10 protein-coding genes are annotated in these 8341 nt (G+C 63.9%); 5 read left to right on the top strand and 5 right to left on the bottom strand.

All coding sequences use genetic code 11. The features are described 5' to 3' along the window. From QZL63_RS10170 to QZL63_RS10150, 5 genes are all read right to left on the bottom strand, one after another. Positions 1-515 (bottom strand): HAD family hydrolase (locus tag QZL63_RS10170; protein ID WP_290586881.1); only part of this gene is annotated, 515 nt, incomplete at its 3' end. Positions 516-517: 2 nt separating this feature from the next. Beyond that, positions 518-1357 (bottom strand): SDR family NAD(P)-dependent oxidoreductase, encoded by an 840-nt coding sequence (locus QZL63_RS10165; protein WP_022309191.1) that lies wholly within the window; start codon positions 1355-1357, stop codon positions 518-520. Then, complete coding sequence (locus tag QZL63_RS10160) at positions 1357-2568, bottom strand: NADH:flavin oxidoreductase (RefSeq protein ID WP_022309190.1); 1212 nt, start codon at positions 2566-2568, stop codon at positions 1357-1359. Before QZL63_RS10160 ends, QZL63_RS10165 begins: the two co-directional genes overlap by 1 nt. Positions 2569-2577: 9 nt before the next feature. Further along, on the bottom strand, positions 2578-3339 hold the full coding sequence (locus QZL63_RS10155) for a DUF1295 domain-containing protein (RefSeq protein ID WP_290586876.1): 762 nt from the start codon (positions 3337-3339) through the stop codon (positions 2578-2580). Between the two features lie 189 nt (positions 3340-3528). Then, positions 3529-4941, bottom strand: coding sequence for a glutamate decarboxylase (locus tag QZL63_RS10150; RefSeq protein ID WP_022309188.1), 1413 nt, complete (start codon positions 4939-4941; stop codon positions 3529-3531). A 188-nt stretch (positions 4942-5129) separates the two neighbouring features. Between QZL63_RS10150 and QZL63_RS10145 the strand changes: the two genes are divergently transcribed. From QZL63_RS10145 to QZL63_RS10125, 5 genes are all read left to right on the top strand, one after another. Next, positions 5130-6089 (top strand): SPFH domain-containing protein, encoded by a 960-nt coding sequence (locus QZL63_RS10145; protein ID WP_022309187.1) that lies wholly within the window; start codon positions 5130-5132, stop codon positions 6087-6089. 4 nt (positions 6090-6093) lie between these two features. Continuing rightward, complete coding sequence (locus QZL63_RS10140) at positions 6094-6348, top strand: hypothetical protein (protein ID WP_290586873.1); 255 nt, start codon at positions 6094-6096, stop codon at positions 6346-6348. Next, positions 6345-6944: a hypothetical protein gene (locus tag QZL63_RS10135; protein ID WP_022309185.1), complete on the top strand. Its 600-nt coding sequence runs from the start codon at positions 6345-6347 to the stop codon at positions 6942-6944. Before QZL63_RS10140 ends, QZL63_RS10135 begins: the two co-directional genes overlap by 4 nt. 129 nt (positions 6945-7073) lie before the next feature. Further along, positions 7074-7772: an SIR2 family NAD-dependent protein deacylase gene (locus QZL63_RS10130; protein ID WP_022309184.1), complete on the top strand. Its 699-nt coding sequence runs from the start codon at positions 7074-7076 to the stop codon at positions 7770-7772. Positions 7773-7811: 39 nt separating this feature from the next. Beyond that, a partial coding sequence (locus QZL63_RS10125) for a trimeric intracellular cation channel family protein (RefSeq protein WP_290586870.1) occupies positions 7812-8341 on the top strand: 530 nt, incomplete at its 3' end.

Below are 8341 nucleotides of genomic sequence, written 5' to 3'. Positions count from 1 at the left end.
AAGAGCGTCTCGGACGGGACCATTCCGCTGTCGTCGATCATCTTGCGGAAGATTGCCTCCGAGGGCTTCAGCTCGCGGAGTTCGTAGGAGAGGTAGATGCGGTCGAAGTAGTGCTCCATCGCGTGTCCGTCGCAGCGGAACATCCGGCGGATGACCTCCATCGAGGCGGGGTTGTTGTTCGAGAGGACGTAGCTCTTCAGCCCGCGGTCGCGCAGGCGTTCGATGGCCCGCAGCTTCGTGGCCGATACGCCCGTGAGGAACTCTCCGTAGGCCCAGGCGATCTGCTCGTCGGGAATGTCGGGCCGGCCGGCGAGCCGGCGCATCTCCTCGCAGGCTTCGTGGAACGAAATCTCGCCGTGTTCGAGGCGGCCGATCATTTCGGCCGGGTAGCAGGGGTCGATCAGTTGCGCCACGGCTTCCATGCCGAGGCTGCGGAATGCCGCCTTGCAGCGGTCGATGTCCAGATCCACGAGGACGCCTCCCAGATCGAAGACCACGTTTCGTATGTTTTCCATTCTTATTTCTGAAATTGCATGGTGTAACGTCTCAACGGTCGGATTACCCACATCGGCAGCAGTTTGCACAGCGGAATCCAGATGCGGTTCCACCAGTCGGGGACGATCGTGCGGCGTCCCCGCCACAGGGCGCGCAATCCGCGTCGGGCGCAGGCGTCGGCCGAGATGAGTACCCCCAGGCGCAGTCCGATCCGCTGCCAGCGGGGTGTCAGTCCATAGAGGTCAGTGGCCACGCCCGCCGGACAGACAGCCGTAACGCGGATGCCGTGTTCGCGGACCTCCTTGGCGAAGGCCACGGAGAAGGCCCGCAGGTAGGCCTTCGAGGCGCTGTAGAGCGACAACCCCGGGAAGGGCATCCACAGCGAGTAGGAGGACATGTTGAGTATGTGCCCCCGGCAGCCGCGGCGCACCATGTCGGCGGCATAGAGGCGGCACATCTCGGTGTTGGTCAGGTCGTGCAGGAGGATGATCCGCTCGATCCGCTCGGGGGGCGTATGGAGGATGTCGCAGAAGGAGAAGATGCCGGCATTGTTGATCACGACGTCGATCTCGATCCCTTCGCGCCGGGTGAGATCGTGCAGCTCCTCCGCGGCGCCGATACGGGCCAGGTCGATGCTGACCGTCCGTATTCGCGTTTCGGGACTGGAGGTTTCGACTTCTCTGCGGACCGTTTCGAGCGGTTCCGGCCGGTTGCCGGCCAGTACGAGGTTGTATCCCAGGGCGGCCAGCCGCAGCGCGTAGCAGCGTCCGATGCCCGATCCGGCACCCGTTACGAGAGCCCAGGCCGAGCCCGGCTGTACGGCGCCGCGTTTGCACCCTTTCGTATGGTTTCGTGTGCTCATTACGGCAGACGTTTGAGCTCTTCGACGATTTTTCGCGGCAGGTCGGGGCAATCCTTGCAGCACTTCATGTCCACGGAGTACATGCGGGCGATGCAGTAGTTGCGGTGGTCGCAGGCGCTGCGGGTCGCCGCATCGCCCGCCTGCAGCTTGTTCACGAAATCCGGGTCGTTCACCAGTGCCCGGGCCATCTGCACCAGCTCGAAGCCGGCGTCGAGGGCCCGGTCGATGCCTTCGCGGCTGACCAGGCCGCCGACGTAGATCAGCGGGCACTTCAGCTCGGCGCGGAACTTTCTGGCGTCCTCGAGGAAGTAGCACTCTTCGAAGGGGAACTGCTTGATCATCAGTGGTCCGCACCAGCGGATGAAGTAGCGGAGCCACCAGGGGGAGTAGTAGCTCATCGTGTAGATCGGGATCAGCCCGCGCATGACGGCCATCGGGGCCTTCGAGACGAAGCCGCCCGAGAGGACGATGCCGTCCACGCCGTATGATTCGATGACCCGGGCGATCTCGATGCTTTCGGGAATCTCGATGCCGCCCTTGAAGCCGTCGTACATGTTGTGCTTGACGGTGATGGCCATGCCGCAGGAGCGGGCGGCCCCGACCGCCTCATCGAGGCACATGCGCATGAAACGCATGCGGTTTTCGAGCGATCCGCCGTACTCGTCGCGGCGGTGGTTCGTGTATGGCGAGAGGAACTGCGAGATGAGGTACCCGTGGCCGGCGTGCACCTCCACCGAATCGAATCCGGCGTCGCGGGCCGTGCGGACGGCGCGTCCGAAGTCGCGGGCGACCTCTTCGATTTCGCTGTGCCGCATCCCGCGCACCGGGGTGTAGGCGTAGAGGTTGAAGCCCGACGAGGCACCGATCGGGATCTGCCCGGCGGTCGTCAGGTGGGTCATGTTGCCGCAGTGGCCGATCTGTATGGCGGCCGCGGCTCCCTCGCGGTGGATGGCGTCGGTGATCTCGCGCAGCCCCGGAACGATGGCGGGGCGCAGCCACAGCTGCTTGTTGAACGACAGGCCGCTGCGCGATACGGCGGCGTAGGCCAGCGTCGTCATGCCGATGCCGCCGCGGGCCACCGAGACGTGGTACTGCTTGAGCTGTTCGGTGGGGCCGAAGTCCTTGCCCATCGACTCGAATGCCGCCGAGCGGATCGTTCGGTTGCGCAGCGTGACGGGCCCCAGCTTATAGGGTGTAAAGAGGTTTGACATGGTTCGGTATCAGTAGATGAAGGGTATGATGCGTTTGCGTCGGAGTTTGGAAAACTCCTCGCCGAACTCCCGCTCGTAGCGGCGGCGCAGCGAGGCGGCGCGGGGCGCGAGGTTGGCGAAGGTCCACCAGGCGAAGACCGCGCCGGCCCACGACCACGAGGCCACGGCGAAGCCGACCCATTCGAGCAACTCGCCGAAGTAGTTGGCCGACGAGACGTAGCGGAACATGCCGCCGCGCGGGATGTAGTGGCGCGTGTCTCCGGGTTGGCGCAGGTGGCGGATGATCCGGTCCGAGTGGAGGTTGATGGCCATGCCGGCAATGAAGAGTGCGCCGCCGATGTAGATCCAGGGCTGCGAGAACCAGTTGTCGTAGTAGCCGTCGGGGGATACCCAGAAGATCCAGCCGCCCTGCATCAGGGCGTTGAGCGTGTTGAATACCATGCCCATGAGGACGATGCCGAGGGGCATCTTCGAGTTGCCGCGGATGAGCAGCGGGAAGATGAACGAGCGCTGGAAGTAGTGGGCCTGGAAGAGGAGGAAGAGCGTGAGGGGGCCGGCCTGTCCCATGCGGTCGGATGTGGCCCACAGCACGCACATGAGGATGAAGACAGGGGACTCCATGAGGACCCATCCGATTTTGTTGGGGATCGGGGGGCCGTACCGCCGGTTGAAGAGGTAGCCGTACCCGGCCTCGAAGAAGTGAAGGGCGATGAAGACCGCGAGGGCCAGGAAGGCCATGACGGTCAGAAAGATGTCGAATGCATGTTCCATCGGAGGGTGTCGGACTGTAAAACGCATCAAAGTTACGCTTTTTTTCCGGGACGGACAAGTCTCTTTCCCACCCGAAGTTGTCCGTTTCGGCTTCGGAAACCTCCGTAATGGCAGGCTGCGGCGCAAAAAGACGACGGATGCGCCCCACGGGGGTGCATCCGTCCGGGTCCGACGGCCGCACGGCAGACGTCAGTGCGTGTAGACCTTGCCTTTCTGGTGTTCGCTGCGCTCGAACTTGAGCCGCGAGGGGGTGGGGTACTGCAACTCCTCGAACTCCGCCACGGCGTTGCGGATGTCCTGCAGCAGCATGTCGGCCATGTCGCGCGACATGCCCTGCCGCACGACGATGCGCATGACGATCGTCTGCTCGATGTTGGCCGGCATCGTGTAGGCGGGCACCATCCAGCCGCTCTGCTGCAGGCGGGCCTGCAGGTCGAAGAGGGTCCATTTGGCCGTTTTTTCGTATTCGGGGTCGAGCGACCAGATGAAGAGCGGATTGACCACCTCCGGGGCGAAGTTGCGGAAGCAGGACATCTTGCCGATCTCGCGGTGGCAGTAGGCGGTGATGTCCATCGAGTTCTGCTGGATCTCGCGGTAGCCCTCGAATCCGAGCCGGATGAAGTTGTAGTACTGCCCGAGGATCTGCGCCGCCGGGCGCGAGAAGTTGAGCCCGACCTGCGTGATGCTGGCCCCGAGGTAATTGACCGAGAACGACATCTCGTCGGGAAGATATTTCTTGTCTTTCCAGACGACCCAGCCCAGCCCCGGGTAGACCAGTCCGAACTTGTGGCCCGAGGTCGAGATGGAGAGCACCCATTTCAGGCGGAAGTCCCACTTCCTTTCGGGGTGCAGGAAGGGGAGGATGAAGCCTCCCGAGGCGGCATCGACATGGATCGGGATCTCGAATCCGGTCCGGCGGTTGTAGGCGTCGAGTGCCTTGTCGAGCCCCTCGATGTCGTCGTCGAGCCCCGACCAGGTGACGCCGGCGATCGGCACGATGCAGATCGTATTCTCGTCGCAGAGCCTGAGCGCCGCCTCGATGTCGAGCGTCGGGTGCTGCATGTCGATCGGCACGGTGCGCAGCTCGATCTGCCACAACTGGCAGAACTTCTCCCAGACGACCTGGTAGGCCGAACTCATCACCAGGTTGGGTTTGTCGAAGGGCTTGCCGGCAGCCTTGCGGCGGTTGCGCCAGCGGAGCCAGGCCGCCACGCCGCCCAGCATGCAGGCCTCCGACGAGCCGATGCCCGGAGCGCCGGTCTTCCACTGTGCCTTCTCGGGCGTGTTCCAGAGGTTGGCGAGGATGTTCAGGCAGCGGCCGCACATGACGGCCACGCGCGGATACTCCGTCTCGTCGATGTAATTGACGTTGATCGCCTCGTTCATCAGCCGGGTGGCGTGGTCGTCCATGTAGGTCGTGACGAACGTGGCCAGGTTCAGGCGCGGCTGGGTCTGGGGGTAGGTCTCCTCCTTGACCATCTGGTAGGCCACCTCGGGGGCCGTCTTGCCCTTGGGTATGAACTCCGTGGGTGCGGGCGAACGCATCTCGCGCGTGCCGAATACGTCGGTCAGCGTGTCTTCCTTGTGTTTCAAAAGATCCATACGTTTCAGTTTTAGAATTTGCGGTATATTCCGCCTGTCGGGTTGCACGAACTGTGCCAGAGACCGCCGATCCTCCCGCCGGCCGGTCGGCGGCATTGCGGCCGGAAGGAAAAAACGGCCGGACGTTTGGAATATTCGGGGAAAAAGGATAGATTTGTGATATCAAATTAATATCATTGCAAACAAATATGAAGAACCGAAACTTCGTCTATGACGGCTGGAAAGCCAACGGTTTTGTGGCGCTGGCGTGCGAACTCGTTCTGCTGGCCGGATTCATCGCTTTGATCGTATGGGGCGCCCTGCGTGCCGATGCCCTGCAGCCGGGCGGGGCGTGGATGATCGCCGGCGGGGCGGCGGGGCTGCTTGCCGTCGTGATCGGTCTGTGCGGCTTCATGCTGTTGGAACCCAACGAGGCACGGGTGATGGTCTTCTTCGGCAACTACCGCGGCACGTTTTACGAAACGGGCTTCTGGTGGGTCAATCCCTTCATGTCGGCCAAGCCCGTCTCGATGCGTGCGCGCAACCTCAATGTCGATCCGATCAAGGTCAATGACAAGACGGGCAACCCGATCCTGATCGGTCTGGTGCTCGTCTGGCGCATCAAGCGCGATGACATCTACAAGGCCGTCTTCGAGATCGACGCGGCGCCGGCTGCGCCCGGACAGGGTGTTTCGGCTTCGGCGCGCATGAACGTGCTGCAGAATTTCGTGAACGTGCAGAGCGATGCGGCGCTGCGGCAGGTGGCCGGCTGCTATGCCTACGACGACAACGGCGTGAAGGGTGAGGCGCTGACGCTGCGCTCGAACAGCGAGGAGATCAACGAGCAGCTCGAGGCGAAGCTGAACGAGCGCCTGGCGATGGCCGGTATCGAGGTCGTCGAGGCGCGGATCAACTACCTGGCCTATGCGCCGGAGATTGCCGCCGTGATGCTGCGCCGCCAGCAGGCCGATGCCGTGATTGCCGCCCGCGAGAAGATCGTCGAGGGGGCCGTGTCGATGGTGCATATGGCGCTCGACCGCCTCTCCGACGAGCAGGTCGTCGAACTGGACGAGGAGCGCAAGGCGGCGATGGTCTCGAACCTGCTCGTGGTGCTCTGTGCCGACGAGGCGGCGCAGCCCGTGGTCAATGCCGGAACGCTCCACCATTGACCCGATGGCGCGTGAGACAAATACCCGGAGTTTCGTGCTGCGTGTCGATGCGGCGACGATGGAGGCGCTCGAGGCGTGGGCCGAAGACGAGTTCCGCTCGATCAACGGCCAGCTTCAGTGGATCATCGCCGATGCGCTGCGGCGCAGCGGGCGGCTGAAGAAGAGCCGTCCGCAGGCTGCCCGTGCCGATGCATCGCCGGACAAGAGGTCGGATTTGCCGGCCGTGTCGAAGAGACCCTCAAACGAATCCGGATCATGAACGGAAATCCCTTTGACAATATGGCAAGTGGCGGCCGTTTCAAGGACCGCCTCCGCGATCGGGTCAGGCGGACTGTCGTCCGGAATCAGCGTGGAGGGGAGCGGCTGCGCGTGCGGTTGGGCATGATGTTTCGTGCGCGCGGACGGCTGTGGCTCGGGATGCCCGCGGCGGCGGTTGTCGCCTTTCTGCTCTGTTTTCCGCTGCGGATGATCGACTCTCCGGCGACCGAGGCGCTGACCCGGGGCGGCATTGCGGCCGGGGTGGTCGCCCTGTGCTGGGCGATCGGCATCTGGGCTTCGACCGGCGGGCCGCACTCCGGCGAGCAGGCAGGCAGGACCGGGTCGGAAGAGACGGATGACGCGGACGATCTTCTGTCGCGCTGGATCGACCGCCTCCGGCAGCGGAGCGCCCTGGCAGGCCGGCTGCTCGGTCTGGTGCTCGTGTTCGCGGCGCTGGCCGCGGTCTGCGCACCGCAACTGGAGCTGCTCTTTTCTGGGGCCGGGCAGACGGTACGGGCCCTCTCGGGCATCCTGCTCAAGGTCCTCGCCGTCGGGGCCGTCCTGCTTCCCATATGGCTGGCTGCGCGCCGCGGATAGTCCCGCCGTGTTCGGCCGGTCGCACAAAGGCGTCCCCGGCGACGCTTTTTTTGTCACTTCCGGTCGTCCTCCGGCGTGCGGTTTGCGGAAAAGTCGTTATCTTTGTTTGACGAAAAAATGTTTCCGAACATGAAGAGAATCGTGGTTTTCACCGGTGCCGGAGTGAGTGCCGACAGCGGTCTGGCGACCTTCCGCGACTCGGACGGCCTGTGGGCCAACTACCGGATCGAGGATGTCTGCACGCCCGAGGCGCTGGCGCGCAACCGGGCCCTGGTCATCGAATTCTACAACAAGCGGCGGCACGAGATGCTTGCCGCGCGTCCCAATGCGGCCCACGAGGCCATCGCCCGCCTCGAGCAGGGCTACGATGTGGAGGTCGTGACCCAGAATGTCGATGACCTCCACGAGCGGGCCGGCTCGACCCGCGTGACGCATCTGCACGGCGAGCTGCGCAAGCTGCGCTCGTCGCGCAACCCCGACCTCATCGTGCTGATCGAAGGATGGGAGCAGCCGTTGGACGCCATGGCGCCGGACGGGTCGCTGCTGCGTCCGCACATCGTCTTCTTCGGCGAATCGGTGCCGATGTTCGAGCGGGCGGCGGAGATCGCACAAACGGCCGATGCCATGCTGGTTGTCGGGACATCGCTGGCGGTCTATCCCGCGGCTTCGCTGGTGCGCTACGTGCGGCCCGAGATCCCGATCTGGGTGGTCGATCCCGGCAACCCCGACACGGGCGGCATACGCAATCCGCTGACCGTCATCCGCAAGCGTGCGGCCGAAGGGGTGCCCGAACTGGTCGATGATTTGCTGCGGCAGGCTGCAAAATAAAAAAAATGCACTATCTTTGCCCGCCGAAACCGATCGGTCATGACTCTCTTCACCATCATCGAAATTCTGGGAACGCTGGCCTTCGCCATCAGCGGCATCCGTCTCGCCTCGGCCAAGCAGTTCGACTGGTTCGGGGCCTACGTCGTGGGCTTCACCACGGCCGTCGGCGGGGGTACGCTCCGCGACCTGATGCTCTCGGTCACCCCCTTCTGGATGCTCAACAGCTCCTACCTGGTCGTGACGGCCGCGGCGCTGCTGATCGTCATCGTCTTCAGCCGCTACCTGGTCCGGCTCAACAATACGTTCTTCATCTTTGACGCCTTCGGACTGGGGCTGTTCACCGTTGTTGGCATCGAGAAGACCCTCGCGGCCGGGTTCCCCTTCTGGGTGGCCGTCATCATGGGGGCGATCACCGGAGCCGCGGGCGGTGTGCTGCGCGATATCCAGATCAACGAGGTGCCGCTGATCTTCCGCAAGGAGATCTATGCGCTGGCGTGCGTCTTCGGCGGCATGGTCTACGGCATCTGTCAGCTGGCCGGCATGACGGGCGGCACGCTGCCGATCGGTAC

Source organism: Alistipes sp. CAG:268, assembly GCA_000434235.1.
GTDB lineage: Bacteria > Bacteroidota > Bacteroidia > Bacteroidales > Rikenellaceae > Alistipes > Alistipes avistercoris.
The sequence above is the reverse complement of the archived record's forward strand: the minus strand, read 5'-3'. Positions and strand labels throughout refer to the sequence as shown.